The 26792-nt window shown below is 72.6% G+C and carries 27 protein-coding genes; 15 read left to right on the top strand and 12 right to left on the bottom strand.

What is annotated here, in order from left to right; all coding sequences use genetic code 11:
• Window position 1: 1 nt before the first annotated feature.
• From GQQ95_RS05260 to GQQ95_RS05270, 3 genes are read right to left on the bottom strand one after another with little or no spacing between them, the layout of a single operon-like run.
• Complete coding sequence (locus GQQ95_RS05260; RefSeq protein ID WP_157426605.1) at window positions 2-757, bottom strand: amino acid ABC transporter ATP-binding protein; 756 nt, start codon at window positions 755-757, stop codon at window positions 2-4.
• On the bottom strand, window positions 754-1662 hold the full coding sequence (locus GQQ95_RS05265; protein WP_157426606.1) for an amino acid ABC transporter permease: 909 nt from the start codon (window positions 1660-1662) through the stop codon (window positions 754-756). The genes GQQ95_RS05260 and GQQ95_RS05265 overlap by 4 nt, the downstream gene beginning before the upstream one ends.
• A gap of 44 nt (window positions 1663-1706) precedes the next feature.
• Complete coding sequence (locus GQQ95_RS05270; RefSeq protein ID WP_157426607.1) at window positions 1707-2546, bottom strand: ABC transporter substrate-binding protein; 840 nt, start codon at window positions 2544-2546, stop codon at window positions 1707-1709.
• Window positions 2547-2640: 94 nt separating this feature from the next.
• On the opposite strand from GQQ95_RS05270, the gene GQQ95_RS05275 reads away from it, so the two are divergent.
• The 3 genes from GQQ95_RS05275 (at window position 2641) to GQQ95_RS05285 (ending at window position 5569) form a co-directional block, all read left to right on the top strand.
• A complete protein-coding gene (locus tag GQQ95_RS05275; protein ID WP_157426608.1) occupies window positions 2641-3900 on the top strand; it encodes a glycosyltransferase 87 family protein in 1260 nt (419 codons plus the stop codon).
• Window positions 3901-3923: 23 nt separating this feature from the next.
• Window positions 3924-4229, top strand: a complete 306-nt coding sequence (locus GQQ95_RS05280) for a thiamine-binding protein (protein WP_157426609.1) — start codon at window positions 3924-3926, stop codon at window positions 4227-4229.
• A gap of 65 nt (window positions 4230-4294) precedes the next feature.
• Window positions 4295-5569 (top strand): MFS transporter, encoded by a 1275-nt coding sequence (locus GQQ95_RS05285; RefSeq protein ID WP_157426716.1) that lies wholly within the window; start codon window positions 4295-4297, stop codon window positions 5567-5569.
• Window positions 5570-5609: 40 nt separating this feature from the next.
• Here the strand turns inward: GQQ95_RS05285 and GQQ95_RS05290 are convergent, their stop codons facing one another.
• The 6 genes from GQQ95_RS05290 to GQQ95_RS05315 form a co-directional block, all read right to left on the bottom strand.
• On the bottom strand, window positions 5610-6260 hold the full coding sequence (locus GQQ95_RS05290) for a response regulator (protein WP_157426610.1): 651 nt from the start codon (window positions 6258-6260) through the stop codon (window positions 5610-5612).
• A complete protein-coding gene (locus tag GQQ95_RS05295) occupies window positions 6253-7560 on the bottom strand; it encodes a hypothetical protein (RefSeq protein WP_157426611.1) in 1308 nt (435 codons plus the stop codon). The genes GQQ95_RS05290 and GQQ95_RS05295 overlap by 8 nt, the downstream gene beginning before the upstream one ends.
• Window positions 7557-8717 carry a sensor histidine kinase gene (locus tag GQQ95_RS05300; RefSeq protein ID WP_157426612.1) on the bottom strand — a complete coding sequence of 387 codons (1161 nt, stop codon included), beginning with the start codon at window positions 8715-8717 and terminating at the stop codon, window positions 7557-7559. Before GQQ95_RS05300 ends, GQQ95_RS05295 begins: the two co-directional genes overlap by 4 nt.
• 116 nt (window positions 8718-8833) lie before the next feature.
• Window positions 8834-10039, bottom strand: coding sequence for a homoserine O-acetyltransferase MetX (gene metX, locus GQQ95_RS05305; protein ID WP_157426613.1), 1206 nt, complete (start codon window positions 10037-10039; stop codon window positions 8834-8836).
• Window positions 10040-10183: 144 nt separating this feature from the next.
• Window positions 10184-11509, bottom strand: a complete 1326-nt coding sequence (locus GQQ95_RS05310; protein WP_157426614.1) for a bifunctional o-acetylhomoserine/o-acetylserine sulfhydrylase — start codon at window positions 11507-11509, stop codon at window positions 10184-10186.
• A gap of 136 nt (window positions 11510-11645) precedes the next feature.
• Window positions 11646-12833, bottom strand: a complete 1188-nt coding sequence (locus GQQ95_RS05315) for an acyltransferase family protein (RefSeq protein ID WP_157426615.1) — start codon at window positions 12831-12833, stop codon at window positions 11646-11648.
• A gap of 94 nt (window positions 12834-12927) precedes the next feature.
• Here GQQ95_RS05315 and GQQ95_RS05320 point away from each other — a divergent pair, with 94 nt between their 5' ends.
• The 6 genes from GQQ95_RS05320 to GQQ95_RS05345 all read left to right on the top strand — a co-directional run bounded on the left by GQQ95_RS05320 (window position 12928) and on the right by GQQ95_RS05345 (window position 17186).
• Complete coding sequence (locus tag GQQ95_RS05320) at window positions 12928-13713, top strand: SDR family NAD(P)-dependent oxidoreductase (protein ID WP_212275303.1); 786 nt, start codon at window positions 12928-12930, stop codon at window positions 13711-13713.
• Entirely contained in the window at window positions 13710-14507 is a 798-nt protein-coding gene (locus tag GQQ95_RS05325; protein ID WP_157426616.1) for a potassium channel family protein, read from the top strand. The genes GQQ95_RS05320 and GQQ95_RS05325 overlap by 4 nt, the downstream gene beginning before the upstream one ends.
• A 58-nt stretch (window positions 14508-14565) precedes the next feature.
• Complete coding sequence (locus GQQ95_RS05330) at window positions 14566-15099, top strand: phosphoribosyltransferase (RefSeq protein ID WP_157426617.1); 534 nt, start codon at window positions 14566-14568, stop codon at window positions 15097-15099.
• A complete protein-coding gene (locus GQQ95_RS05335) occupies window positions 15096-15806 on the top strand; it encodes a Type 1 glutamine amidotransferase-like domain-containing protein (RefSeq protein ID WP_157426618.1) in 711 nt (236 codons plus the stop codon). Before GQQ95_RS05330 ends, GQQ95_RS05335 begins: the two co-directional genes overlap by 4 nt.
• A gap of 1 nt (window position 15807) precedes the next feature.
• Window positions 15808-16497: a uracil-DNA glycosylase gene (locus GQQ95_RS05340; protein ID WP_157426619.1), complete on the top strand. Its 690-nt coding sequence runs from the start codon at window positions 15808-15810 to the stop codon at window positions 16495-16497.
• Between the two features lie 110 nt (window positions 16498-16607).
• Window positions 16608-17186 (top strand): GNAT family N-acetyltransferase, encoded by a 579-nt coding sequence (locus GQQ95_RS05345; RefSeq protein WP_157426620.1) that lies wholly within the window; start codon window positions 16608-16610, stop codon window positions 17184-17186.
• 80 nt (window positions 17187-17266) lie between these two features.
• On the opposite strand, the gene GQQ95_RS05350 is transcribed toward GQQ95_RS05345, so the two are convergent.
• Window positions 17267-17899, bottom strand: a complete 633-nt coding sequence (locus GQQ95_RS05350) for a hypothetical protein (RefSeq protein ID WP_157426621.1) — start codon at window positions 17897-17899, stop codon at window positions 17267-17269.
• 64 nt (window positions 17900-17963) lie between these two features.
• On the opposite strand from GQQ95_RS05350, the gene GQQ95_RS05355 reads away from it, so the two are divergent.
• The 6 genes from GQQ95_RS05355 to GQQ95_RS05380 all read left to right on the top strand — a co-directional run bounded on the left by GQQ95_RS05355 (window position 17964) and on the right by GQQ95_RS05380 (window position 24689).
• Entirely contained in the window at window positions 17964-19370 is a 1407-nt protein-coding gene (locus GQQ95_RS05355) for an amidase (protein ID WP_157426718.1), read from the top strand.
• 105 nt (window positions 19371-19475) lie between these two features.
• The gene (locus GQQ95_RS05360; protein WP_157426622.1) at window positions 19476-20456 is read left to right on the top strand and encodes a siderophore-interacting protein; all 981 of its coding nucleotides are present in this window, start codon (window positions 19476-19478) and stop codon (window positions 20454-20456) included.
• 176 nt (window positions 20457-20632) lie between these two features.
• On the top strand, window positions 20633-21595 hold the full coding sequence (locus GQQ95_RS05365) for a FecCD family ABC transporter permease (RefSeq protein WP_425482556.1): 963 nt from the start codon (window positions 20633-20635) through the stop codon (window positions 21593-21595).
• Complete coding sequence (locus GQQ95_RS05370) at window positions 21595-22683, top strand: FecCD family ABC transporter permease (RefSeq protein ID WP_246205195.1); 1089 nt, start codon at window positions 21595-21597, stop codon at window positions 22681-22683. Before GQQ95_RS05365 ends, GQQ95_RS05370 begins: the two co-directional genes overlap by 1 nt.
• Complete coding sequence (locus GQQ95_RS05375; protein WP_157426623.1) at window positions 22680-23573, top strand: ABC transporter ATP-binding protein; 894 nt, start codon at window positions 22680-22682, stop codon at window positions 23571-23573. The genes GQQ95_RS05370 and GQQ95_RS05375 overlap by 4 nt, the downstream gene beginning before the upstream one ends.
• Before the next feature lie 84 nt (window positions 23574-23657).
• Window positions 23658-24689 carry an iron-siderophore ABC transporter substrate-binding protein gene (locus tag GQQ95_RS05380; RefSeq protein WP_157426624.1) on the top strand — a complete coding sequence of 344 codons (1032 nt, stop codon included), beginning with the start codon at window positions 23658-23660 and terminating at the stop codon, window positions 24687-24689.
• An 80-nt stretch (window positions 24690-24769) separates the two neighbouring features.
• Here GQQ95_RS05380 and GQQ95_RS05385 read toward each other — a convergent pair whose 3' ends face one another.
• Both GQQ95_RS05385 and GQQ95_RS05390 read right to left on the bottom strand, forming a co-directional pair.
• Entirely contained in the window at window positions 24770-25177 is a 408-nt protein-coding gene (locus tag GQQ95_RS05385) for a Fe-S oxidoreductase (RefSeq protein ID WP_157426625.1), read from the bottom strand.
• Window positions 25174-26622: a dihydrolipoyl dehydrogenase family protein gene (locus GQQ95_RS05390; protein WP_157426626.1), complete on the bottom strand. Its 1449-nt coding sequence runs from the start codon at window positions 26620-26622 to the stop codon at window positions 25174-25176. Before GQQ95_RS05390 ends, GQQ95_RS05385 begins: the two co-directional genes overlap by 4 nt.
• Window positions 26623-26792 lie beyond the last annotated feature (170 nt).

Below are 26792 nucleotides of genomic sequence, written 5' to 3' on the forward strand. Positions count from 1 at the left end.
CCTACTCGCGGAGGAACCGCGTCAGGAACTCGCGCGTGCGCGCCTCGCGCGGCGCCGTGAAGAACTCGTGCGCCGGCGCGTCCTCGATGATCCGCCCCGCGTCGAGGAACACCACGCGGTCGGCGACCTCGCGGGCGAAGGCCATCTCGTGCGTGGCCATCAGGATCGTCGTGCCGCCCTCGGCGAGCGAGCGGACGAGGGCGAGCACCTCGCCGACGAGTTCGGGGTCGAGGGCGCTCGTGACCTCGTCGAGCAGCAGGAGCTCCGGCCCGGTCGCGATGGCGCGCACGATCGCGACCCGCTGCTGCTGGCCCCCCGAGAGCCGGTCGGGGAACGCCGCCGCGAACCCCGCGAGCCCGACGGAGTCGAGCAGCTCGAGGCCCCGGCGCTCGGCGTCGGCTCGCGGCATCCGGTGCACGAGCCGTGCTGCGAGCGTGACGTTGTCGAGCACGCTGAGGTGCGGGAAGAGGTTGTAGTGCTGGAAGACCACGCCGATGCGGGCGCGGACGGCATCGGCGTCGACCCGCGGATCGCTGACGTCCTCGCCGGCGAGCAGGATCTCGCCGTCGTCGATGGTCTCGAGCAGGTTGACGGTGCGCAGCAGGGTGGACTTGCCCGACCCGGACGCGCCGACGAGCGCGACGACCTGGTGCGCGTCGACGTCGAGGTCGACGCCGTCGAGCACGAGCTTCTCGCCGAAGGAGCGACGGATGCCGCGGAGCCGGAGCAGCCCCGGCGTATCGGTGGCGGCGTTCATACGATGCTCCCGGCCTGCTCGCGGGCCCGCATGCGCGCCGAGACCCAGTCGGTGAGGCGGATCATCGGCCAGGCGAGCAGCACGAACAGCAGGCCCGCCACGACGTAGGGCGTGAAGTTGTAGAAGTGCGCCGACTCGATCTGCGCGGCACGTACCGCGTCGACCGCGCCGAGCACGGAGATGAGGCCCACGTCCTTCTGCATGGCGACGAAGTCGTTCATGAGCGCGGGCGTCACCTTGCGGAGGGCCTGCGGCAGGACGATCCGGCGCATCGTCTGCCCGTGCCCGAGCCCGAGCGAGCGGGCTGCCAGGCGCTGGGACGGATGCACGGCCTCGATGCCGGCGCGGAACACCTCGGACACGTACGCCGAGTAGGTGAGGATGAGCGCGAGCGTGCCCCAGACGGCCACGGGAACCCGAGGGAAGAAGTCGAGGCCGGGGATGCCGAAGCCCACGAGGTAGAGCACGATGATGAGCGGCATGCCGCGGAACAGGTCGGTGTAACCGGCCGCGAGGGCCCGGAGCGGGAAGAACACCGGACCGCGCAGGGTGCGCAGGGTCGCGAGCAGGAGGGCCACGAGGGTGACGCCGATGCTCGCGGCCACGAGGACCTGGATGTTCAGCCACAGTCCCTCGAGGATGCGCGGCAGCGAGGCGAGCGCGACCTCGGGATCGAAGAAGGAGGCCTGGACCTTCGCCCAGCCGGGGGACCCCAGGAGCGCCCACAGCAGGAGCCCCGCGAAGACGAGCGTCGAGCCCGCGCTGACCAGGACGGAACGCCGGGTCTGCCTGCGGCGGAAGGAGCGTCGCTCGAGCTCGCGCTCGCTCGGCTGCCAGGACGGTTCGCCGGATCGCCCGCGGTCGTCGGGGACGGACGCGGCGTCCGTCTGGGTCGGTTCAGGCACGATGCAACGTTAGCCGTGCGTCGAGCGGTCGGTGCGGGGGGCGGTCAGTCGAGCAGCGGGGCGGCATCGCCGCCCAGCCACTCGGTGGCCAGCTCGTCGAGCGTGCCGTCCTCGCGGAGCGCGTCGACCGCGGCCGTGACGTCGGCGGTGAGCGGGGAGTCCTTCGGGAGCACGAACCCGAACTCGTCTCCGCCGCCGGCTGCGGTGGGCAGCTGCCCGACGATGGCACCGCCGTCGAGCTCGACGCCGGTCAGGTAGAACGCCGTGGGCAGGTCGACGACGATCGCGTCGACCGTGCCGTTCTGCAGCGCGAGCTTGGCATCGTCGTTCGTGTTGAACACCTGGGCGCCGGCCGTCGGCGCGATGGCCTCCTCGATGGCCTCGAAGCTCGTCGTGCCGACCTGGGCGCCGATGAGGAGGTCCTTCAGGTCGGCGATGGAGCCGGCGGATGCCGCGGGCGAGTCCTCGACCGTGATGACGACCTGGGTGGTCTCGTAGTACGGCGACGAGAAGTCGACGTTCTCGGCCCGCTCGGGGGTGATCGAGAACTGCTGCAGGTTCACGTCGAAGTCCTTCGGGCCGGGCGCGATCGCCTGGTCGAAGGTGGAGCGCACCCACACGACGTCCTCCTCGGCGAAGCCGAGTTCCCCGGCGACGGCGTAGGCGACGGCAGCCTCGAAGCCCTCGCCCGACTCGGGCGCGTCGTCGATGACCCACGGGTAGTAGGCGGGCTCGCCGGTGCCGACGGTGAACTTGCCGTCCGTCACGTGCCCGTCGCCGGCGGCGTCGGTTGAGCCGGTGTCGCCGCCCCCGGCCGAGCAGCCGGCGAGGGCGAGGGTCGCCGAAGCGGTCAGGAGCAGTGCGGCGAGGGTGCGTCGGGTCATGGGTTGCCTCCGGGGTCGTCGCTCAAGCTTGACCGATCCCGCGCGGCCGCGGGCCGCGCGTGGCGGATTGTGACACTCGGATAGGCTCGCACGCATGACGGACGGGGGCACGGAGGCGACGTCCGCGCCGCGTCTCCGCCGGTTCGTCCGAGGCCGCGCCGCGCTGTGGGCCGCCTTCATCGTCGTGCACCTCGCCCTGTCGCTGCTGAACCTGTACGCACAGGGCTACCCCCTCGGCGACGTCACGGGCGTGTACCTGCGCTGGGCCGAGAGCGCCGCGCAGGGCTGGGTGCGCATGGGCATCGACACGCCCTGGGTCTACCCGATCCTCGCCTTCGTGCCGATGACCCTCGCCCTCGCCTTCGGCGCGGCCTGGTACGGGCAGGCGTGGCTCCTGCTCATGACCGTGCTGGACGCCGTCGCGTTCTCGATCCTGCTCGGCACGGCGCGGCTCTCGCGCACGAGGCGCATCGCCGCGTGGTGGTGGCTCGCGTTCCTCGCGCTGCTCGGCCCGATCGCGCTCGGGCGCATCGACGCGGTCACGGTGCCGTTCGCGATGGTCGGACTGCTCATGGCCGCCGGACGCCCGCGCGTGGCATCCGTGCTGCTGACCGTCGGAGCCTGGGTGAAGGTGTGGCCCGCGGCGCTCATCGCGGCGCTGGTGATCGCCTCGCGCCGACGGCGCGAGGTCCTCGGCATCGCGGTCGCCCTCAGCATCGGCATCCTCATCGTGAGCCTGTTCGCCGGTTCGGGCCTGAACGCGTTCGGCTTCATCGAGGAACAGGCCGGCCGGGGCCTGCAGATCGAGGCGCCCATCGCGGTCGCGTGGCTCTGGCAAATGGTCGCGGGGGCAGAGGACGTGCGCATCGTCTACGCACGGGACATCCTCACGTTCCAGATCGACGGCCCGGGGGCGGATGCCGCGGCGGCGCTCACGACGCCCGTGATGGCACTCGGCGTGGCGGCCGTCGTGCTGCTCGGGATCCGCGCCGTGCGCCGGGGCGCGGCCTTCGGCCGCGTGTTGCCGCCGCTCGCCCTGGCGTTCCTGGTCGTGCTGATGCTCGCGAACAAGGTGGGGTCGCCGCAGTTCGTCGCGTGGCTCGCGGCGCCGGTCGTGCTCGGGCTGGTCTACCGTCCGGCCCGATTCGCGGTGCCGGCGCTGCTCGCCGCCGCGGTCGCGCTGTTCACGCAGGTCATCTACCCGTACTGGTACGGCTGGCTCCTCGTCGCCGATCCGGCCTTCGTCTTCCTGCTCACCGTGAAGGTCGCCCTGCTCGTCGCGCTGCTCGTGTGGGCGGTGCGGGCGTTGTGGCAGGCTGGAACGCGACGGGATGCTGCGCCGCTGCCCACGTGACGCGCCCGCCACGAGGAGGAATCATGCTGGTCGCATTCTCGGTGGCGCCGAGCGGCACGGGCCGCTCCGACGGAAGCGTGCACGACGCCGTGGCCGCGGCCGTGAAGGTCGTGCGCGAGTCGGGCCTGCCGAACCGCACCGACTCGATGTTCACGACGATCGAGGGGGAGTGGGACGAGGTCTTCGACGTCGTGCGCCGTGCCACCGAAGCCGTGGGGGCGTACGGCTCACGCGTGTCGCTCGTGCTGAAGGCCGACATCCGGCCGGGGTTCACCGGGGAGCTCGAGGGCAAGGTCGAGCGACTCGAGGCGGCGATCGACGGGGACTGATCCGCGCCGGGCCGGCCGGAGTCGAATCGATTCGAGTCCTGTGCGAGAATCGACGGATGACACGGATGACCGACTTCGACGGCGGCCGTCCCGCACTCTCGCCGGCCCGCATCCGCTTCGCCCTGCTCGCCCTGGCGCTCGGCGGGTTCGGCATCGGGTCCACCGAGTTCGTGGCCATGGGGCTCCTGCCCGAGATCGCCCGCGACCTGTTGCCGGGGCTCGCCGCCGCCTCGCCCGACGACGCCAACGCCCAGGCCGGATGGGTCATCTCCGCCTACGCGCTCGGCGTCGTGGTCGGTGCGCCGACCATCGCCGCCGCCGCCGCGAAGTGGCCGCGCAAGCGGCTCCTGCTCGTGCTCCTCACCGCCTTCACGCTCGGCACCATCGCGTCCGCGCTGCTGCCGACCTTCGGGCTCGTGCTCGTGGCCCGGTTCATCTCGGCGCTGCCGCACGGTGCCTACTTCGGCATCGCCTCGCTCGTGGCCGCGAGCCTCATGGGGCCCGGCAAGCGGGCGCGCGGCGTCGCGCTCGTGCTCTCCGGGCTCACGATCGCCAACGTCATCGGCGTCCCGGCGATCACGTGGCTCGGCCAGGCCGCGGGCTGGCGCGTCGCCTACCTGGCGGTCGCCGGCATCTTCGCGCTCACCTTCCTGGCGGTCGCCCTCGCCGTGCCCTACCAGCCGGGCGACCCCGGGGCCACCATCGCGCGCGAACTCGGGGCGTTCCGTCGCTCGCAGGTCTGGTTCGCGCTCGGCATCGGCGCCATCGGCTTCGGCGGCCTCTTCGCCGTCTACACCTACGTCGCCCCGCTCGCGATCGAGGTCACCGGACTCCCGGCGGCCGTCGTGCCGCTCGTGCTCGTCGCCTTCGGCCTCGGCATGACCCTCGGCAACTTCGTCGGGGGTCGCCTCGCCGACTGGAGTGTGCGCCGCAGCATGTACCTCTTCTTCGCGGTGCTCGCGGCCTCGCTCCTCGTGCTCGGGTTCACCGCCTCGAACCCCGTCGGGCTCTTCATCGGCGTGTTCCTCATCGGCGGCTCCTCCGCGGCGCTCTCGCCGACCATCCAGGCCCGCCTCATGGACGTCGCACGCGACAGCCAGTCGATCGCCGCCGCCCTGAACCACTCGGCGCTGAACATCGGCAACAGCCTGGGTGCCCTCTTCGGCGGGCTCGCCATCGCCGCGGGGCTCGGCTACGTCGCCCCCATCTGGATCGGCTTCGTCCTCACCCTCGCCGGCATCGGGCTCGCCCTCGCCTCATTCGCGCTCGACCGCTCGCGCGGTCGCCGCGGCGTGGTCGTCCCCTACGCGACCGGCGCGGTCGAGGTCGTCGACGCCTGAGCGCCGAGCGAGCGGATGCGGCCCGGACGGCGGCATCCGCTCAATCGGACTGGAGCAGGATGCCGTCGAGGATGGCGCGCTTGCGCAGCGCGACCTTGGTGCCCACGTCGTACCCCGAGAGGCGGTACTTCTCGCGGATGCGCTTGAGGTAGCTCTTGGCCGTCTCCTCGGAGATGCCGAGCTGGAAGGCGACCGCCTTGACGGGCTGGCCGGCGCCGTAGAGCGCCATGACCCGGCGCTCCTGGGCCGAGAGCTTGGGCACCTCGCCCTCTGCGGCGAGGGCGACCTCCAACTCGTGCGTGAGGTAGGTGTCGCCCACGCGGGCGGCGCGGATCGCCTCGACGATGTTCTCGACCGGCTCGGACTTCACGATGTAGCCGAGCGCACCCGACCCGAGCGCCTCGCGCACCACCGCCGGCTCCGAGTACGTGCTCATGAGCATGGTCTGCACGCCGGCAGACTTCAGCATCGACAGCTTGAGGGAGACCGGGATGTTGTCGCGCAGGTCGAGGTCGAGCAGGACCACGTCGACCGGGAACTCGGCGTGCGCGAGCAGCTCGGACCACGACGGCACCGCGATCACGAGGTCGATGTCGTCGGCGCTGCCCCGCAGCCACTCGGAGAGCGCTCCGAGCAGCATCCGGTGGTCGTCGACGATGGCGAGTCTGATCGGCGTCTCGGTGTCAACCATTCGACTTCTCCTCCATCGGGTGGCCGGTGTTCCGCAGGCCGGGTGCGTGCACCTCGGGCTCGATGCGGCAGGTGATCTCGATTCGGAAGCCAGCCGCGGTCGGCACCTGATGGTGCACTCCGACACTAGCGACTGCCTCCCAAGTTGCGGGGTCGACGCGTCGACGTGTGACGCCCTCGACCTCGATCGCGAGGTCGACGATCGTCGCCTCGGGTCCCGCATCGAAGTCGTGCGGAGCCGCGTGGTCGTGCTCGTCGACGTGCTCGCGGCACACGATGCGGATCGACGCGGGCGTCGCCGAGGGCTTCGCCGGGTCGGCGACCAGCAGCCACAGCGCGAGCAGCAGCCCCTCGCGCTGCGCGGGCGAGAGGGGCCCGGCGAGGCCCGTCGGGTCGTCGACGCCCACCCGGCCGCTGAGGTACTTCGACTCGGCCACGGCGTGGCGCAGCCAGGTGTCGTTCCGCCCCTCGATGAGGCGGATCCGGAGCCGCGCCGCGAGGTCGCCGGCGCGTTCGGCCGCGGCGGGCGGCAGCGGGATGCCGATGCGCCCGGCGCTGACGTCCTCGAGGAGCGTCTCGGCGTCGAAGTCGAGCTGCGCGAGCTCCTCGGACGCGCGCATGCCCACCGCCGACCTGGAGGTGCCGACCGTGCTCTGCACGAGCGAGAGGTCCAGCTCGTGGCGCACGAGCCGCCGGAAGCCGTCGAGCATCATCCGCGTCAGCACCATGGGCAGCACGGCCGCCGCCGCGATCGCGACCGCGGGGATGACCGCCGCTCCGGCGGAGTCGACCTGGATGAGCGCCTCGATCGCGAGGACGGCGGCGATCGCGCTCGCGGCGGCGAGGGAGACGCGGACGGGGCGGATGGTGGCCACCGGCATCAGGATCGCGCCGATCGCGGGAGCCGCCGACGGCGTGAGGCCGAGCGCGAGCGTGCCGACCGTGGCCTGCACGTCGAGCCAGACGGGCACGACGAGCGCCACCATGAGGGTCACGTAGAGCCAGTCGGGCAGGCCGCCGACGATGAGGCGCGCGGCGATCCCGGCGGCGACGATGACGAGCAGGGCGATCCAGGCCGGCCATGGGCCGAGCCCCGGAGGGAAGTACGGGGCCATGGTGATGGCGTGCACCAGGTTCGCGAGCACGATGAGCCCGGCCGCGATGGTCACCCCGATCGCCGGCCGGCGGCCGCCGTGGCTCGAGCGGATGTCGCGGGCCGCCCTCGCCGACCGCATCGGCCTGAGGAAGGAGTGCTCGAGCATCGGCGTGGTCGTGTCGCCGGCCCTCATGCGCTTCGTCATGCCTTCGGCACCTCGAGCATCACGGTCGTCCCGGAACCGGGCGAGGAGAAGATGCGCGCCCGCCCGCCGACCGCGTTCAGGCGGCCGACGACGGACTCCGCGAACCCGAGTCGGGCCGGTCCGACGGCATCGGGCTCGAAGCCGTCGCCCGCGTCGGTGACCATCGCGCGCACGGTCTGGTCGTCGTCGGTGATGGTCACGTCGGCCTCCGAGACGCCCGAGTGGCGTCGAACGTTCTCGAGGCACTCGCCGAGGGCGCCCACCAGGGCGTCGAGGCGGTCGCGGGGCAGCGCGAGCTGGCCCGCGCCGTGCCAGCTGACGTCCAGTCCCATGCGTGCGAACCGCTGCCGCACCGACTCGAACGTGGTGCTCAGGAGGTCGTCGTCGGACCCGGGGGAGAAGATGGCGTTGGATCCGGCGTCGAGGGGGACGCCCAGGCGGAGCTGGCGGAGGAGGCGCGCGTCGTCTCCGGCCTGGTCCCGCAGTGCGTTCGCGCGCACGCCGACCCCCGAATGGGCGAGCAGGGAGAGCGTCGCGAGCACGGTGTCGTGCAGCACGCGGGCATCCTGCCGCTGCTGCGCCTCGAGCTCGCTCGCGAGGCGCTCGGCCTCGTGCGCACGCCCCACCTCGGCGATGCGGGCGCTGGCCACGCCGACGCCGTTGTCGAGCCAGGCGGCCAGCACGCCGAGCACCGCCCAGCCGACGGCCGTCACGATCGAGACGGAGACCAGCGAATGGGCGAACACGGCCGCCGCCAGCCATTCGGCGGCGAGCATCGCGGCCGCGAGGAGGATGACGAGCTGCGTGCCGCGCCGGCGGACGACGAGCGTCGCGGCGACCGAGGCCGACGTCACGCCGCCGGTGATCGCGAGCGCCGTGACCGTGCCGGGGGTGAACACCTCCGACCCGGCGAGCACGAGGACGAGCACCGCGGATGCCGCGACCAGTGCGATGGCCGCCGCCACCGATCCGCGCATCGTGTGCAGGACCGCGAGGATCGCGATGCCGAGGGAGAGCACGGTGGCCACCGCGAGCTCGGACGCGTCGACGGCGCGTGGCACGAGGAGGCACGCGAACGCGGAGACCGAACCGAGCAGCGCAGTCGTTCGCGCGACGCGTCGGAGGAGGCGGTCGCGTTCCTTGTGGATGCGCTTCACGTCACCCCCTCGTCGTCGTGCCGGTCGCGCCTGGATCGCGGCCCGGCCGCGTCGTGCTCCGCGGCGACGTCCGGCGGCGACGGCGCCGTTCCTCGAACACTACCGGAGGGAGGGCCTCAGGAGGCGAGCAGCTCGGTGATCGCGGCCCCGACCGCCCCGTGCTCGATGAGGAACGCGTCGTGGCCGTACTCCGACGCCACGACGACCGGCCCGGCGCCGTGCACGCTGTTCGGGAGGCCGGCTGCGAGCTCGACCTGGCCCGCGAGCGGGAAGTAGCGGTCGCTGTCGATGCCGAGCACGAGGCTCTTCGCAGTGACCTGACGGAGCGCCGCCGCCACGCCGCCGCGACCGCGGGCGAGGTCGTGGGAGTTCATGGCCTCGGTGAGCACCACGTAGCTGTTCGCGTCGAAGCGCCGCGTGAACCGGTTGCCGTGGAAGTCGAGGTAGGACTCGACCGCGAACCGGCCCCCACCGCCGAGCGGGTCGATCTCGCTCTGCCAGCCGCGCTCGAACCTGGCGTTCAGCTCCGCGGAGGTGCGGTAGTTGAGCATCGCCATGCGCCGCGCGAGCGCCAGCCCCCTGGCGGGTCCGTCGCCGGGCGGTGCGTCGTAGAAGTCGCCGTCGCGGAACGCGGGGTCGGACCGCACGGCCTCGATCTGGACCGAGTTGAGGGCGATCTGGTCGGCCGTCGTGGCCGGCGGCGCAGCCAGCACGGCGATGCGCTCGACGGCCTCGGGCGCCATGATCGCCCACTCGAGCACGTGCATGGCGCCCATCGACCCGCCGACCACGGCGGCGAAGCGCTCGATGCCGAGCTCACGCGCGAAGGCGAGCTGAGCCCGGACCTGGTCGCGGATCGTGAGGAACGGGAACCGCGAGCCCCATTCCGAGCCGTCGGGTGCGAACGAGGAGGGACCCGTCGAGCCCTGGCAGCCGCCCAGCACGTTGGGGGCGACCACGAACCAGCGGTCGGTGTCGATCGCGAGCCCCGGGCCCACGACGCCCGGCCACCATCCGGGGCTCGCGTGGGCGGGGCCCGCCGGCCCGACGACATGGCTGTCGCCCGTGAGCGCGTGCAGCACGAGCACCGCGTTGTCGCCGGCGGGCGAGAGCTCGCCCCACGACTCGTAGGCGATGCGGGTACCGGGCAGGGTGCGCCCCGATTCGAGTTCGACATCGCCGATGCCGACGAAGCGACGATCGCCGACCGGGTCTCCCTCGCGCCAGGCACCCGTGACCGGGGCCCTCGCGGCGAGCGACACCGTGCGCGCGTCGGGCACGATGGCCGCCGGCACCGCATCGGTCGTCGTCTGCCAGTCCATGTCTCCGATTCTTGCCGAGGTCGGCCTGCGCCCGTGCTTTGTTACGCCGTCACCGGCTGCCGGCTGCCGGCTGCCGGACGCCGAACGGCGGAAGCCGCGGGACCGACCGGCCCCGCGGCATCCGCCGTCCTGTATGACGCGAGGTCAGACCCGCGCGGCCTCCGTCGCCGCGCGCGCCGCGGCGAACCCGGCCTCGAGATCGGCCTTGAGGTCGTCGATGTTCTCGATGCCGACCGAGAGCCGCACGAGACCGGGCGTGACGCCCGTCGTGAGCTGCTGCTCGGGGGTGAGCTGGGCGTGCGTCGTCGACGCCGGGTGGATGACGAGCGAGCGCACGTCGCCGATGTTCGCGAGGTGGCTGAACAGCGCCAGGTTGTCGACGAGGGCACGGCCCGCGCCGACGCCGCCCTTGAGCTCGAACGAGAGGACCGCTCCCACTCCCTTGGGCGCGTAGCGGTTGGCCGCGGCGTACCAGGGGCTCGACGGCAGCCCGGAGTAGTTGACGCTCGCGACGTCGGGGTGCCCGTCGAGCCACTCCGCGATCTCCTGGGCGTTCGAGACGTGCCGCTCGATGCGGAGCGAGAGGGTCTCGATGCCCTGGATCAGCTGCCAGGCGCTCGCCGGCGCGATCGACGCGCCCAGGTCGCGAAGCAGCTGCACGCGGGCCTTGATGATGTACGCGAGGCCGTCGCCGACCGCGGCCGTGTAGCTGGCGCCGTGGTACGACGGGTCGGGTTCGGTCAGGCCCGGGAACTTCGCGACGTTCTCGGACCAGGCGAAGGTGCCGCCGTCGACGATGACGCCGCCGATCACGGTGCCGTGGCCGCCGAGGAACTTCGTCGCCGAGTGCACGATGACGTCGGCGCCGTGCTCGAACGGGCGGATGAGGTACGGGGTCGCGATCGTGTTGTCGACGATGAGCGGGATGCCCGCCTCGTGGGCCACGTCCGCGACCAGGCGGATGTCCAGCACGTTGATCTTCGGGTTGCCGATCGTCTCGGCGAAGAACAGCTTCGTGTTCGGGCGCACCGCGCGGCGCCATTCCTCGGCGTCGTCCTGGTTCTCGACGAAGGTCGTCTCGATGCCGAGCTTGGCCAGCGTGTACTTGAAGAGGTTGTAGGTGCCGCCGTAGATCGAGGAGGAGGAGACGATGTGGTCTCCGGCCTGCGCGATGTTGAGCACGGCGAAGGTCGATGCCGACTGCCCGGATGCGACGAGCAGGGCGCCGGTGCCCCCCTCGAGCGCGGCCAGGCGCTCCTCGACGACGGCCTGCGTCGGGTTCTGGATGCGCGTGTAGATGTTGCCGAACTCGGCCAGCGCGAAGAGGTTCTGCGCGTGCTGGGCGTTGTCGAAGACGTAGGAGGTCGTCTGGTAGATCGGGGTGGCGCGAGCGTGGGTCACCGGATCGGGAGCCGCCCCGGAATGCACCTGCTTCGTCTCGAAGCGCCAGTCGGCGGTGTTCTCGCTCATGGGGTCTCCTCAGTCGGATCGTGGCGCGGGCTCGCCGCGATCAGGCCACGCTACGTTCGGCGGGAGCGAGCGGCAACGGCTCGCGACACACGGCGTCACGGCGGCGTCGCGCGGCGTCAGGCGGGGTCGCCCGACGTCACGGAGTGCGCGGACGCTCGTCGGAGTCAGGCCCCGTCACGGCGTCGCCGGCGGGTGCCCCATCGTCGCCCGGCATGGCACCCGGGACCGTCTCGCCCGGCAGCGGCGGCAGCACGATGGTGCCGGTCGCGGTCGACGGCTCGGGCCGGAACAGCCAGCGGGCCCGAGGCTGCACGAGCGGCCGGAAGAGGCGCCGGACCGGCTTCGTCGAGAGCCCGATCGAGATGCCGATGCAGAAGATCACCATGGCGGGCAGCACCCACGGCGGCTGCTCGCCGGCGAGCATCTCGGTCTCGCGGAAGGGGAACAGCACGAACGGATGCAGCAGGTAGAGGAACATCGTCGCCTGCCCGAACGGCGTGAACCAGTGCGCCCCGCGCGGCATGAGCGTGAGGAACGCGACGGCGAGCACCATCGCCGAGCCGAGCAGCAGGAGCCGGATGCCGCCCGACCAGGGCTCGTCGTAGCCGATCGCCTCGTACGACTCGTCGTAGAGCATGAACCGGCGCAGCTTCAGGTCGCGCAGCGTCTCGATGGTCATCGGCATGATCGCGAGCACCGTCGCGAGGAGCGCGATCGCCCCCGCGCGCCAACGCCAGGCGATCGCCGGGCGGAGGTCGAGCCACCGGTCGGTGATCTGCCACTGACGCAGCTTCCAGCCGAACACGAAGAAGGGCAGCATGCCGAGCGTGCGCGAGAGGGCGAGCGTGGAGTCGATGGTCTCGGTGTAGCCGGCCCCGAGGGAGATGAGCACCGCGATGGTGAGCGGATAGCGCAGCAGCACGAGATAGGGCAGCACGATGCGCCACGCGGCCAGGGCGATGAGGAACCAGAGCGTCCAGGACGCCGTCGTGTAGTCAAGGGCGAACTCGCCGCCGAGCAGCCACTTCACGACGGACCAGATGGTCTCGAAGATGAAGTACGGGAACACGACGTCGGTGAGGATCTGGCGCAGCGCCTTCGCACTCGGCGGACCCGACTTGGCGAAGTAGCCGCTCACGACCACGAACACTGCGACGTGGAACGAGTAGATGAACAGGTACAGGCTGTAGGCGCTGTCGGATTCGGCGATGAGGGGCAGGATGCCGTGCCCGATCACGACGAGGGTGATCGCGATCCATCGTGCGTTGTCCCAGAGCGGCACCCGTCGCCGGCTCGCGTGCTTCGTCGTCGCGCTCTGGTGCATCGTCCCATTCAAGCGCAGTCCGGCGGATGCCGCAGCGCGGGCGATGCCGTGCGCCGGTGCTCCGCACGGGGCGCGAGCACGGCAGAATGGCCGCATGGGTGAACTTCGCGTGGTCGTGACGGGTGCGAGCTCGGGGATCGGCGCCGCCACGGTGCGCGCCTTCCGCGCCGCCGGATGGGACGTGCTGGGCGTCGCCCGTCGCGAGGACCGTCTCCGGGAGCTCGCGGAGGAGACCGGGGCATCCGTCTTCGTCGCCGACCTGACGGTCCAGGCCGACGTCGACGCGCTCCGCGACCACGTCGAGGCCACCGGCGGCGTGCACGCGCTCGTGAACAACGCGGGCGGCGCGAAGGGCCTCGACAGCGTCGAGGCGTCCTCGGTCGAGGACTGGTCCTGGATGTTCGAGGTCAACGTGCTCGCGCTCAAGCGCGTCACCTCGGCACTCCTGCCGCTACTGCGGAGGGGCGCGCTCGACCGGGGCGTCGCCGACATCCTGAACGTGACCTCCATCGCCGGTCACACCGCGTACGTCGGCGGGGGCGGCTACAACGCGGCGAAGTTCGCCGCGCACGCGCTCACCGAGGTGCTGCGCCTCGAGCTGAACGGCGAGCCGTTGCGGGTCATCGAGGTCGCCCCCGGCATGGTGAAGACCGACGAGTTCGCGCTGGTCCGCTTCGGCGGCGACCGCGAGCGCGCCGACGCCGTCTACTCGAGCGTGCCGGAACCGCTCGTGGCCGAGGACATCGCCGAGGTCATCGTCGATGCGGTGTGCAAGCCCCGCCACGTCGACCTCGACCTCATCGTCGTGAAGCCGGTCGCGCAGTCTGCGCCGCACCTCGTGGCCAAGGGGCCGCTGGCCGTCCGGACCGACCCGCGATGAGCGTCCGACCGCCGATCCCCGCTCCGAGGCGCATCGCCTGGGAACGTCGCACGGCGCTGCCGCTCGTCGTGCTCGGCGTGGCGTTCATCGTCGCCTACTCGGTGTACGTCCTGACGCCGTCGATCCCGCGCGGACCCGACACGGTGCTCTTCTGGACCCTCATCCTCGCGTGGCTCGTCTTCGTCGTCGACGTCACGGCGCGGATCGCCCTCACGCCGCACGGCGGCCGTTGGGCGTTCATCAGGTCGCACCCGATCGACGTGCTGTCCGCGATCGTGCCGGTCTTCCGGGCCTTCCGCGTGCTCACCCTCCTGCACGCGGTGCCGTACCTCCGCCGCCGGAGCGGGGCGGCCGTGCGCGCGAACATCGTGATCTACGCCGCGAGCTACGCGATCGTCTTCGTGTACTTCATCGCCCTCGCGACCCTCCAGGCCGAGCGGGATGCGCCGGGAGCCACGATCACGACCTTCGGCGACTCCGTCTGGTGGGCGATCGTCACGATCGCGACGGTCGGATACGGCGACATGTACCCGATCACGACCGAGGGCCGCTTCTACGCGGTCTTCCTCATGGGTGGGGGCGTCGTCATCGTCGGCACCGCGTCGGCCACGATCATCTCGTACATGAACGAGCGCGTCGCGCAGGTGCGCGAGCATCGACGGCACGCGGAGTCGCCCACGGCCCCCGGGTCGGTCGGCGTGGGGGGCTTCATCGCGGACGCCGCGGACGACGACCTCGAGGACGACGAGGGCGACGGCGAGGACGGCGTGGACCGCGGCGACCCCGTCAGGTGACTTCGGAGCGACCGCTCGCGCGCCCGACCGGCGGGTGCCCGGCGGCTACCCTTGGGGGATGAGCTTCGATGCGAATGACGGCGGAACGGCCGACGACGGGGTCCGCCGCGAGATCCTCACCTGGGACGACTTCGCGGGGGCGTCGCGGACGGTCGCCGCAGAGGTGCTCGCGTCTGGCTTCCGGCCCGACGTGGTGATCGCGATCGCGCGCGGCGGCCTGCTGTTCGCCGGCGCCGTCGCGTACGCGCTCGGCACCAAGGCCTGCGGGTCGATCAACGTGGAGTTCTACTCGGGCGTCGACGAGCGGCTGCCCGAGCCGGTCCTGCACCCGCCCATGCTCGACGCGCCGGCGCTCGACGGCAAGCGCGTCCTGCTCGTGGACGACGTCTCCGATTCCGGGCGCACGCTCGCGAAGGTGGTCGGCATCCTCGGCGAGGCGGGCGCCGACGTGCGCAGCGCGACGCTCTACACGAAGTCGCACACGGTGCTCGTGCCCGACTTCGACTACCGCCGGACCGACGACTGGATCGTGTTCCCGTGGTCGGCGCTTCCGCCGGTCGACGCCGTCTCGGCCGAGGGGTCGGTCGCATGAGCGTGCACCTCGTGGGCGGCGGCGCGTTGAGCCCCGCGCATGCGCCGCTGTACGAGCCCTTCCTCGCCGAGGCAGCCGCCCGCGGCCGCGCCGCCGGCCGGGACCTTCCGAGGATCGCGGTGCTCTCGGTGCATCCCGGCGGGGCCGGTTCGGCGGAGACACTGGTCGGGGTGCTGTCGGCCGCGGGCCCCTTCGTCCCGCTGGTGACCGCGGGCGAGGGCGGCGCTCGCATCGAGCCGACGGCGATCGCGGACGTGGACGGCATCGTCGTGGGCGGCGGCATCGTCGAAGAGGTCCGCGCCGGCGTCGAGCCGGTCTTCGGAGAGCTCAGGCGACAGGTCGCCGCGGGCGTGCCGTACCTGGGCGTCTCCGCCGGGGCCATGATCGCCGCGGAGGGCTCGCTCGGCGGCGGCACGCGCATCGACGGCGTCGTCGTCGCGCCCGAGGCGGAGGAGGGCGACGAGTTCGCGGTCGAGGGCGGCATCGGACTCGTCGACGTCGCGGTCGACGCGCACGTCGCGCAGCGCGGGAACCTCTCCCGCCTCGTCGCGGCCGTCGAGTCGGGGCTCATCGAGAGCGCGCTCGGCATCGACGAGGGCACCGCGCTGATCGTGGGCGAGGGCGGCTTGCGCGTCCTCGGGTCCGGGAGCGTCTGGCGCGTGCTCCCCGCCGACGGCGGGGTGCTGGTCTCGACCATCGGCAGCTGACGTGGTGACCTCCCTCGACGCGCTCGTCGCCGACGGGCTCCTCGACGTGGGCTGGGCGGAAGCGCTCGGGCCCGTCGAGCCGACGCTCGCGAGCCTCGACCGGTTCCTCCGCGCGGAGACCGAGGCGGGGCACGGATTCCTCCCGGCCGGGGATCGCGTGCTCCGCGCCTTCGCGGAGCCGCTCGCCGACGTGCGGGTGCTCGTCGTCGGCCAGGACCCGTACCCGACCCCCGGGCATCCGATCGGCCTGTCGTTCGCGACCGGCCGCGACGTCAGGCCGCTTCCCCGAAGCCTCGCCAACATCCATGCGGAGCTCGCGGCCGACCTCGGGGTCGCCCCTCCGGCACACGGCGACCTCTCGGCGTGGACGTCGAACGGCGTCATGCTCCTGAACCGGGTGCTCACCGTGCGGCCCGGCGAACCCGGCTCGCACCGCCGTCGCGGGTGGGAGGAGGTCACCGACCACGCCATCCGCACGCTCGTCGCTCGCGGCACCCCGCTCGTCGCGATCCTCTGGGGGCGCGACGCGCAGCAGTTGCGGCCGCTGCTCGGCGAGACCGCGGTGATCGAGTCGGCGCATCCGAGCCCCCTGTCCGCACGCCGCGGGTTCTTCGGCTCGAGACCCTTCAGCCGCGCGAACGCGCTGCTCGTCGCGCAGGGAGGCGAAGCGGTCGACTGGTCGCTCCGCTGAGGGCGGTGCTCGGGCACCTGGGCGGACAGGTGAGGCATCCGCTCGATGCCCGGTGCGAGGCATCCGCCGCTGAAATCCCGTCGTGACATGCCCGGCGTAAGGTGGTCGCCATGCTCGAGGAGGAATACCAGCCGCGCCGTGAACTGCCACCCCACCTGCGCAAGCTTCCGCAGCCGGAGACGCCCTTCGCCTACCGGATGCGCGACGCCGTGCCCGCCGACCTGCCGGCCGTGCGCGAGATCTACAACTACTACGTCGCGAACTCGACGGTCACGTTCGACGAGGACGCGATGACGCTCAAGGAGTGGAAGGCGAAGTACGCGTTCCTCCAGAAGCTCGGCATGCCGTTCATCGTCGCGGAGGCGCCGTCCGGCCAACTGCTCGGCTACGCGCTCGTCGCGCCCTGGAAGCCGAAGCGCGCATACCGGTTCACGGTCGAGAACTCGATCTACCTCGGGCCGGCCGCCGCGGGCAAGGGCCTCGGTCGCGCGCTGCTCGGCGAGCTCATCGACCGGTCGAAGGAGGCGGGGCTGAAGGAGATGATCGCGGTCATCGCCGACCAGGGCGCCGAGGCGTCGATCGCGCTGCACGAGAAGTTCGGATTCGTCGAGACGGGTCGCATGGGCCGGGTCGGGTACAAGTTCGACCGCTGGCTCGGCACCATCATGCTGCAGCGCTCGTTGAAGTGACGCCAGGCCCGCGCATCGCTCCTGAGGGGTGGATGTCGCGGCCGGCGCACCGCTCCTGACGGCGCGGGCCGGGGAACCGTTCAGATCGTGAGGTCGACGCTGCCGCCGGCGAACGGCACCGCGACGGCGACGAGGAGTCCCGAGGCCGCGAAGAGCGCCGGATGCGCGAGGCCCACGACGACGCGCCGGAGGGCCGGCCGTCCCGCGAGCAGGTGGGTCGGCGTGGCATCCGCGAGGGGGATCTCCGCCCAGCCGCGCACGCGCGCCAGGAACCACGCGCATCGAACGACGAACGCCGCCCAGAGCACGGCTGCCACGGCCGGCACGATGACGGCCATGACGTCGAAGCCGATGCCGACGATCTCCTCCTCGCGCCCCTCTGCGGCGAGCTGGATCGTCTGCGAGATCGCCGCCCCGACCACCACCGACGCGCTCCACGCGGCCACGCCGACCACGAGGGCGAGGTAGCGCACGAAGAAGTGCGAGAACACCGAGGACATGGCCTCGAAGTGGGCGCGTGGCGTGGCCGACAGGACGGCGACGGTCGCGACCGTCGAGGGGAGCACGAGGGCCGCGATGAGGGCCCAGTCGAGCAGCGCGGGGGAGTCCAGGATGACCGCGACCAGGAGGGCGATGCCGAAGGCGAGGCTCCACCCGACGCCCCAGACGAGCGGATGCCGCGTGATCGAGGTCGTGACCGGGTTCGAGCTCACGAGCGTCATGCTAGCGGCCGGGCGACCGGCACGGTCGTAGGCTCGATCCGTGGACCTGCACGAGATGACCGCCCTCGAACTGCACCAACTGCTCCAGCGCGGGGAGGTGACACCCGTCGAGGCGGCCGGCCACTACCTCGCCAGGGCCGAACGGCTCGACCCCGAGCTCGGCGCATTCGCCGTGCTCACACCCGAGCGGGCGATCGAACGCGCGGCCGCCGTGGCGGCCGAGGTACCGAAGACCGCCCCGCTCTGGGGCATGCCGCTCGCCGACAAGGACCTGCACCCTCGGGCGGGCGTGCCGACGGCGTTCGGCTCCCGCGCATTCGAGGACTTCGTCCCCGACGAGTCGGACGACACCGTGCTCGCCGTCGACCGGGCCGGCGCCGTGAGCCTCGGCAAGACCGCGACCCCGGAGTTCGGGCTGCCCTCCTACACCGAGGCGCTCGTGGGTCGCCCCACCCGCAACCCGTGGAACCCCGCGCTCGGCGCCGGCGGTTCGAGCGGGGGAGCGGCCGCGGCCGTGGCATCCGGGATGCTCCCCTTCGCGCCGGGGTCCGACGGCGGCGGCTCCATCCGCATCCCGGCCGCGGCCTGCGGCCTCGTCGGCGTGAAGCCGTCGCGGGGACGCGTGCCGAGCGGATCGGGCCAGTCCGGCCTCGCCGGCCTCGGGGTCGTCGGCGCGATCGCCCGCACGGTCGCCGATGCGGCGCTGCTGCTCGACGGACTCATCGCACCGACTGGCTACCCGCCGGCCCACGCGTACGCGCTCCGCGCCCCGGGCGACGACGGGCCGTACCTCGGCGCCGCGATCCGCGGCGAGGGGCGGTACCAGATCGGCGTGCTCGCAGACTCCCCGTGGGACGACGCCTACGAGATCACCGTCGCGCCCGAGGCGCGGTCGGCGCTGGACCGCGCCATCGCCGTGCTCGACGCGGCGCGGAACGGCATCGAGGAGATCCCGCTCGCGCCGGAGCCGGGGTACGCGCCGGCGTTCCGCACGATCTGGCAGGCGGGCGCCGGCACCATCCCCGTCGAGGACGACGGGATCGCGAGGCTGGAGCCGCTCACGCAGTGGCTCGTCGAGAGGGGTCGGGCGCTGCCGGCGCGGCAGCTCGCCGAGGCGCTGTCCTGGCTCGCGGGGTTCGAGCGTCGCACCATCGCGCGCTTCGCCTCGTACGACGCCGTGCTCACGCCGGCGCTCGCGCTGACCCCTCCGGCCGTCGGCTGGTACGACGCGGTCGACGGGGAGCACAACTTCGCGCAGCAGGTGCAGGTCACCCCGTTCACGTCCTTCGTGAACGTGGCGGGGCTCCCGGCCATCACGGTGCCGGTCGAGTTCACCGACGCCGGGGTGCCCATGGGCGTGCAGCTCATCGGACGTCCGGGCGGCGAGATGGCGCTGTTCGACCTCGCGGCCCAGCTCGAGCGCCGGTTGCGGCGTGCGCCGCGGCATCCGCTCGTGTGGTGAGACGGCGGAACCCCGGTCGGTCGGCTCCGAGTGGGAGCCGCCTCGAGGGCTCTTCGCGACGGCTTCGGATTCGAGCCGACCGATCGTCTGTGCAAGACTTAGGTAATGCTTACCTCAACTGCTGAAGCTGCACCCCGGGTGCGTCCCGCGTACCGCAACTTCCGGGTCGAGGTGGCCCGCGTCGAGCGCCAGTCGCCGACGTTCACGAGCATCACGTTCACCGGTGACGACCTCGCCGACTTCGGCACCGCCGGCCTCGACCAGCGGGTCAAGGTCGTCCTGCCGCTCGCGAACGGCTTCGCGTCCTTCCCCGATGGCGAGGACTGGTACCCGCAGTGGCGGGAGCTGTCGGCCGACCTCCGCAACCCCTTCCGCACCTACACGGTGCGCGCCGTCCGTCCGCATGAGCGCGAGGTCGACATCGTCTTCGCCGCGCACGGCGACGGCGGGCCCGCCTCGGCCTGGGCCGGGCGGGCGCAGCCGGGCGACGAGATCGTGCTCATCGGGCCGGACGAGTTCGGCCCCGCTCGGAGCCTCGGCATCGACTGGCGTCCCGGCGAGGTCGACACCCTGCTGCTCGCGGGTGACGAGACAGCTGCACCCGCGATCTGCGCGATCCTCGAGTCCCTCCCGGCGGATGCCACGGGGGCGGCCTTCCTCGAGGTGCCGACCGCCCGCGACCGCCTGCCCGTGCGGGCGCCGGCCGGCATCGAGGTGCGCTGGCTCGCTCGCGCCGAAGTCCACGCGGACGCCGACGGCACGTCGTCCGCCGTGCACGGCGACCACCTGGCCCCCGCCGTGCGCGACTGGGTCGTGCGCCACCTCGCCGACCTCGGGGTGACCCGCGCGGCCGGTGACGCGGCCGCCGCCGCGCTCGCCGAGGCCGAGCGCGCCGACCTGCCCGACACCGCCCTCTGGGACGTGCCCGAGGGGCACAGCCTCGACGGCGCCTGCTACGCGTGGCTCGCGGGCGAGGCCTCCGTGATCACCGGCCTCCGGCGCTTCCTCGTGCGCGAGGCGGGCCTCGATCGCCGACAGGTCGCGTTCATGGGGTACTGGCGCCGCGGTCGAGCCGAACTCGAGTGAGCGGGTCGTCCACCGTGTCCCGCCAGGAGGCGCCGCAGGTCGCGGACACGGCATCCCTCACCGCGCCCGGAGGCATCGTCGGCAGCGGCAGCGACAGCGGCAGCGCACGCGCCTTCGGCATCGTGTCGTCCGCCGGTCGGCGCCCGAGACGCGTCGGCAGCGGCCGGGCCGTCGCCGTGCTGGCCGCCTGTGCGCTCGTCCTGCTCGCGGTCGTCGCTGCGAGCCTCGCGCTCGGCGTGCGCTCGATCGACCCGGGCGTCGTCTGGCAGGCCGTGATCGGCCCCGATCCGGCGAACGCCGATCACAACGTCGTCTGGCAGCTCCGCGTGCCGCGCACGGTCATCGGCCTGCTGGCCGGCGTCGCGCTCGGCCTGGCCGGGACGCTCATCCAGGGCGTCACCCGCAACCCGATCGCCGATCCCGGCCTGCTCGGCCTCAACTCCGGCGCGTCGCTCGCGGTCGTGCTCTGCATCTCGCTGCTCGGCGTGAGCAGCCCGCTCGGCTACGTCTGGTTCGCGTTCGCGGGCGCGGCCGCGGCGGCCGCCGTCGTCTTCTCCATCGGCCGTGGGCAGCCCGTGCGCCTCGCCCTCGTCGGCGCCGCGGTCACCGCGTTCATCACGCCGCTCATCACGTTGGTCCTGCTCCGCGACACCGAGGCCTTCAACCAGTACCGGTTCTGGGCCGTCGGGTCGCTGACCGGACGGGGGCTCGACGTGGCCGCCCTGCTCTGGCCCTTCATCCTCGTCGGCGCGATCCTCGCCTTCGTCCTCGCGAACCGGCTGAACCTCATCGCGCTCGGCGACGACGTCGCGAATTCGCTCGGGCAGCGGGTCGGCACCACTCGGCTCGTGGCCGGCATCGCCCTCGTGCTCCTCTGCGGCACGGCCACCTCGCTCGCCGGACCGATCGCGCTCGTCGGGCTCGTGGTGCCCCACGCCGCGCGCCGGCTCGTCGGCACCGACTACCGCTGGATCATGCCGACCGCGCTCCTGCTCGGACCGGTCATGCTGCTCGCCGCCGACGTGATCGGCCGGCTGATCGTGCCGAACTCGGAACTCGAGGCCGGCGTGGTCGCGGCGTTCCTCGGCGCACCGGTGCTGATCGCCATCGCCCGCGGCCGGAACGTGGCGGGCCTGTGATGACGACGATCCCGACCATGCCGTCGACGGATGCCGCGACCCGGCCGAACCCCGAGGTCGACGAGGTGCGCGCCGCCGTCGCCGCGGTGCGACGCCGCAATCGACGGCGCCTGTCGATCGCGCTCGGCGCAGGGGCGGCACTCGCGATCGTCTTCGCGATCGTGGCCCTCTCCTCGGGCGCTGCCAGCCTCGCACCCGACCGGGTCCTGGCGACGCTGCTCGGTCAAGGAGATCGCACCGAGCAGCTCGTGGTCTTCACGCTCCGCCTCCCGCGCATCCTTGCCGCCGTCTTCGTGGGCGCGGCCTTCGGGCTCGCCGGCGCGGTCTTCCAGGCCGTGCTGCGAAATCCGCTGGCGAGCCCCGACATCCTGGGCGTCTCGGCCGGCGCGAGCGTCGGCGCGGTCTGGGCGATCCTCGGGCTCGGCCTCGCGGGAGCGGTGGTCTCCGGCTTCGCCCTCGCCGGTGCGCTCGTGGTCGCGGCGATCATCTGGTCGACCGCATGGCGACAGGGCCTGCACGGCATCCGCTTCGTCCTCGTCGGCGTCGGGCTCGCGTACGTCTGCGGTTCGCTCATCGCCTGGCTGCTGGCGCGTGCGGAGGTCCGCCAGGCGCAGGCCGCGCTGCTCTGGACGGTCGGCAGCGTCTCCGACGTGCGCGGCGACGCGCTCGTGCTGCTCATGATCGGCGTCGTGATCGGCTGCATCCTCGTCGCCGTCTTCGCGAAGGGCCTCTCCGTGCTGGCCCTCGGCGACGACCACGCGATCTCGCTCGGCATCCGAACCGACGTGCGCCGCGGCATCCTGCTCCTCGTGGCGGTGCTGCTGATCGCGGTGGCGACCTCGGTCGCCGGCCCCATCGCGTTCGTGGCGCTCATCGCGCCGGCGATCGCCCGTCGCATCGTCGACGACGGCAGCGCCGCGCTCACGGCGTCGGTGATGACCGGTGCGGTGCTCACGCTCGGCGCCGACGTGCTCGGACAGTTCGCCCTGCCGCAGTTCACGGCGCCCGTCGGCATCGTGACCGGACTGATCGGCGCGCCGTACCTGCTGTGGCTGCTCGCCCGCACCGAGAGGAAGACCCGCGCATGACCGCATCGGCATCCGCCCCATCGCCCGTCGCGGGCCTCGCCGCCGAGGGCGTCTGCCTCGGCTACGACGGCCGGCGCGTGATCGACGGGCTCGACCTCGTGATCCCGAGCGGTCGCATCACGGCCATCGTCGGGCCGAACGCCTGCGGAAAGTCGACCCTGCTGCGCGGCTTCGCGCGGCTCCACGACCTCGACGGCGGGCGCGTGACGCTCGACGGCGTCGACGTCGCCGGGATGCCGCGCCGCGACCTCGCACGCCGGGTGGGCGTGCTTCCGCAGTCCTCGATCGCGCCCGACGGCGTGCGCGTCGCCGAGCTCGTCGGACGCGGCCGATACCCCCATCAGGGCTGGTTCGGACGGCACTCCAGCGACGACGACCTCGTCGTCGCCGAGGCGCTGGCCGCGACGGGCATCGCCGACCTCGCGAACCGGCGGCTCGAGGAGCTCTCGGGCGGGCAGCGCCAGCGGGTCTGGATCGCCATGGTCCTCGCCCAGCAGACGGACATCGTGCTGCTCGACGAGCCGACGACCTACCTCGACGTGACGCACCAGCTCGAGCTGCTCGACCTGCTGACCGAGCTGAACCGGGAGCGCGGCACGACCGTGGTGATGGTCCTGCACGAGCTGAACCTCGCGGCGCGCTACGCCGACCACCTCGTCGTGATGTCGGCCGGCTCCATCGTCGCCGAGGGGCGGCCGGCCGAGGTCCTCACGCCCGAGACCGTGCGGAGCGCCTTCGCGCTCGAGGCATCCGTGATCCCCGATCCCGTGGCGGGCTCGCCGATGATCGTGCCGGTCGGCCGCTTCCACACGGCGGCGCTCGACGCCGCGGATACGGCCGGGGACGCGGCACCGGCTCCCTCGACGGGCGCATCGATCGCCCGATCGTGACGCGTCCGTGACCGCGCGGTTTCGTGGTCGCCGCGACTTAGGTTAGCCTTGCCTCATCCCCACTCATCGACCGAGGAGTTCTCCGTGCGTCTTCGACGTCCGCTCATCGCCCTGGCCGGCCTCGCCGCCACCGCCCTGACCCTGACCGCCTGCGCATCGGGCACGACCGAGGAGCCGGCCGCGGCGCCGGCGGCCGCCGCCGGAACGGGCTTCCCGATCACGATCGAGCACGCCTTCGGCGAGACCGTCATCGAGGAGGCGCCCGAGCGCGTCGCCACGTGGGGCTGGGGCTCGACCGAGGCCGCCGTCTCCGTCGGGGTGTACCCCGTCGCCGTCGCGGAGCAGAGCTGGACGGTCGGCGAGGGCAACCTGCTGCCGTGGGTCGAGGAGGCCTACGACGAGGCCGGCGTCGAGTACCCCACGGTCCTGAACGACGACGAGGGCGGCGCGAGCGTCCCTTACGAGGAGTTCATCGAGGCGGCACCCGATCTCATCGTGGCGCCGTACTCGGGCCTCACCGAGGAGCAGTACGACACGCTCAGCGACATCGCGCCCGTCGTCGCGTACCCCGAGGCTCCCTGGACGACCGACTGGGACGAGACCATCGAGATCACCACGGAGGCGCTCGGCCTGAAGGCCGAGGGCGAGGCCGTGCTCGACGAGATCGATGCCTACCTCGCCGACGAGGCCGCAGCCCACCCCGAGTTCGAGGGCAAGACCCTCGCGGGCATCTGGGACGGCGATGGCGTCGTCTCGGTGTACACCGGTGCCGACCCGCGCATCGCGGTGCTCACCGAACTCGGCCTCGAGGTCGCCCCGAGCGTCACCGAGCTCGACACGACCGACGGCGGGTTCTACTACGACCTGAGCTACGAGCAGCTCGACAAGCTCGACTCCGACCTCGTCGTCAACTACTCCAGCTCGCAGGAGGCCGCCGAGGCCATCCTCACCAAGCCCGAGACACAGGCGATCCCCGCCGTCGCGGCCGGCAAGGTCGCCCAGGTCTACGACCCGGTCACCGTGTCGTCGGTGTCGCCGCCCACCGCGCTCAGCTTCCAGTGGGAGGGCGGCATGCCCGCCCTCATCGAGGCGATCGCGGGCGTGCTCGGCGAGTAGCCGACCCCCTCCGCAGCCGAACGGCCGGTGCGCTCCCGCAGGGGAGCGTACCGGCCGTTCCGCATCGGGCGACGCCGAACTCAGCCCCTTCGTCGACGCGTCGAGGGCGACTGGCGCGCCCCGCGCAGGTACCCCCCGGCCTCCAGGCCCGCCTCGATCTCGAATCGGTTCCCCAGCGGGTCGCGACCGGCGAAGAGGTAGAGCACCGGGAGCAGCATCCCGTACTTCCGCCACTGCTGCTCATGGACGGCCTCATGTCCGAGCACGGTGTCGGAGTCGTTGCGGTCGGTCAGGTAGCACCGTCCGACGCAGGAACCCCCGCGGCCGAAGGTCCACGTCGGCATGCCGGTGAACACGAACAGTCCGTTGCGGAGCTCGACGCGACCGGTGCTCCAGATCGATCCCCAGGCGAACCCCACGAGCGTCGCCCACCAGTAGCCGGCACGGCTGACGGGCGAGTCCGTGAGCCGGATCGTCAGCCGCGTCACGCGTGCGCCTCGGGGCGCCCGAGCGCCTCGAGCAGCCGCAGCCAGACCTCGCTCACGGTCGGGAACGAGGGCACCGCATGCCAGAGCCGGTCCACCGGCACCTCGGCGACGATCGCGATCGTCGCGGCGTGCAGGAGTTCAGCGACGTCCTGGCCGACGAAGGTGGCGCCGATGATCGTGCCCTGCTCGACGTCGATCACGAGCTTCGCCCGGCCCTCCGCTCCGTCGGCCCGGATGCCGGTGCCGCTTGCGGACTCCAGCGGGACCTCGGCGATGCGGATGTCGCGGCCGGCGTCGCGGGCCTCCGCCTCGGTGGCCCCCACCTGCACGGCCTCCGGCTCGGCGAAGACAACCTGCGGGACGGCACCGTGGTCGGCGGTCGCGGCATGCGGGCCCCAGGGACTCGTGTCCACCGGACGTCCCGTGGCCCGTGCGGCGACGAGGTCGCCGACCGCGCGCGCCTGGTACTTGCCCTGGTGGGTGAGCAGGGCGCGGTGGTTGACGTCGCCCGCGGCGTAGAGCCAGGGCGCGTCATCCGCCCCGTCGACGCCCGCGACGCGCAGCGTGTCGTCGACCTCGAGCCAGTCACCGGGCTCGAGGCCGATGCTCTCCATCCCCGCGGCATCCGTGCGGGGCTTGCGACCGGTCGCGACGAGGACCTCGTCGGCCGTCACGCTCGAGCCGTCGTCGAGGGTGAGGACGACCTCTCCGCTCTCGCCCCGTTCGACGCGGACCGGTGATGCGGACGTGCGCACCGTCGCGCCGAGCTCGCGCAGGCCGGCGGTCACCGCCTCCCCGACGAACGGCTCCATGCGGCCGAGGAGGCCGCTGCGCGCGAGCACGGTGACCTCGGTGCCGAATCCGGCGTAGACCGTCGCCATCTCGCAGGCCACGACCCCGCCGCCGATGATCGCGAGCCTGCCGGGCACCTGCTGGACGCTCGTCGCCTCGCGGCTGGTCCAGGGGGATGCCTCGGCGAGGCCGGGGATGGGCGGGACGACCGGATCCGAGCCGGTCGCGACGACCACCGCATGGCGGGCCGTGAGGGTCACCGAACTCCCGTCGGCACGCTCGACGACCACGCGACGGGGTCCGTCGAGCCGCCCGTGCCCGCGTTCGAGTCCGATGCCGACCTCGTCGAGCCATCCGGTCGCGCCGTCATCGCTCCAGTCGGAGACCCAGTAGTCGCGTCGGCGCAGCACCGCGCCGACGTCCAGGTCGCCGGTGATCGCCTCGGCGGCACCCGGCACCCGCCTCGCCGCGCGGAGCGCGGCCGCGCTCCGGAGCAGCACCTTCGAGGGCACGCAGGCCCAGTACGAGCATTCGCCGCCGACGAGCTCGTGCTCGACGACCACCACCTCGAGCCCTGCGGCCCGCACGCGGTCGGCGACGTTCTCGCCGACCGGCCCGGCACCGAGGACCACCACGTCGACTTCGCGTTGCATCCGTCTCCCCTCGCGCGCCCGGAACGGACGTCGTCCCAAGCCTAGGCACGTCGGCGGGAGGAGTGCACCCCTCGCCGACGTGACTCGGTGCACCTGCTCCGTCGCTGGGCGGGTCGCGCCGGCGCGTCGTCGATCCGTCGCCGGCGGTCAGCCGAGGATCGCTCGTCAGC

This window comes from Agromyces salentinus, assembly GCF_009749395.1.
GTDB classification, from domain to species: domain Bacteria; phylum Actinomycetota; class Actinomycetes; order Actinomycetales; family Microbacteriaceae; genus Agromyces; species Agromyces salentinus.